This is a genomic window from Novosphingobium chloroacetimidivorans, from assembly GCF_014204535.1.
GTDB lineage: Bacteria > Pseudomonadota > Alphaproteobacteria > Sphingomonadales > Sphingomonadaceae > Novosphingobium > Novosphingobium chloroacetimidivorans.
On sequence record NZ_JACHLR010000087.1, the window covers coordinates 1 to 1,034 of the forward strand.

A 1,034-nucleotide genomic window follows, 5' to 3' on the forward strand; every position below is an offset into this window, starting at 1 on the left:
ATCGGCAAGCTGCTCGATCGCTTCCTGCCAGACGAATGCGCCAACTTCTTCCAAGCCGCAGGATATCAACGCTCATGCTGAAAATGCTCTAGTGCTTCACAAGCCGGTTGATGACAGGACGGTAGTCGCGACCTTTTTGGCTATCGCTCCGCTATAAGAGCGGTCGGGTTACGTCTCGCCAACGCTCAACGCAGCGCGGCTGCCATCAACCTTTCCCGCTAAACCTGGCACTTCCTCAAGCTGGCGCAGATCTGTGAAGCGCCCGCGCTCGCAACGGTAGCGGACGATCTCGAAGCCATGTCCCTGCAAGCCTGGTACTGCGTCCAGCTCACTCGCGGTGACGGCGTTCACGTTGACGACATCGCTCATAGGTTTGCCTGCTCCTCCTCCGGGAGATCGGCATCGGGGCCATAGTAGAGTTCCGCGCACTCTTCGCGCAGGCACCCGCCCTCAATCTCGATATCGTCGCGGTAGGCGTCGCCGATGAACGACAGCGTATCGACGTGCTTCGCCTCGAAATACATGGGGTGAACGTCGGCGCGCCCTGCGCCGTAAACCACGCGACCGACCTTCGACCAGATCGATGCCATCGTGCACATACCGCACGGTTGTAAGGTCGAGTAGAGCGTCGCACCGCGCAGTTCTAACTCGCCGATGCCTTCACACGCCCGCCGGATCGCCATCATCTCCGCGTGCGCTGTGGCGTCGGGCAGTTCCTGCGTCTGATTGCGCTCGGCCGCGATCACTTTGCCCTCAAGGACGATTACGCATCCCAGCGGAGAGGTGGACGGATCAGAGCCCTTCGAGTGGGCGACCTCGATCGCCATCCTCATCCATTGTTCGTCGTTACCAGCACACATCGACGTTCCCCTTTAAGGACGGGAACGCCTCAGCCATCCTTTTGGTGCGAGCCCCAACCGGCTTTCCCAAAAACGAACCCAGACCGTGCGGAAACTCTGCGGCACGTTGCCGACCTGACGTTCTTTTCGACGAGGTGGGTTGGGGGAGACGCTTGATCCGGGTTTTTGGCTGTG

At 60.2% G+C, this 1,034-nt stretch carries 2 protein-coding genes; both read right to left on the reverse strand.

All coding sequences use genetic code 11. The annotated features are described in order from the left end of the window. Nucleotides 1-168 precede the first annotated feature (168 nt). Complete coding sequence (locus HNO88_RS21965) at nucleotides 169-369, reverse strand: ComEA family DNA-binding protein (protein WP_184250977.1); 201 nt, start codon at nucleotides 367-369, stop codon at nucleotides 169-171. After that, a complete protein-coding gene (locus tag HNO88_RS21970) occupies nucleotides 366-860 on the reverse strand; it encodes a nucleoside deaminase (RefSeq protein WP_184250980.1) in 495 nt (164 codons plus the stop codon). The genes HNO88_RS21965 and HNO88_RS21970 overlap by 4 nt, the downstream gene beginning before the upstream one ends. Nucleotides 861-1,034: the final 174 nt, after the last annotated feature.

What these genes read in the sequence shown, in the direction of transcription:
- HNO88_RS21965 (WP_184250977.1), bottom strand. Translation starts at nt 369, where the DNA reads ATGAGCGATGTCGTCAACGTGAACGCCGTCACCGCGAGTGAGCTGGAC.
- HNO88_RS21970 (WP_184250980.1), bottom strand. Translation starts at nt 860, where the DNA reads ATGTGTGCTGGTAACGACGAACAATGGATGAGGATGGCGATCGAGGTC.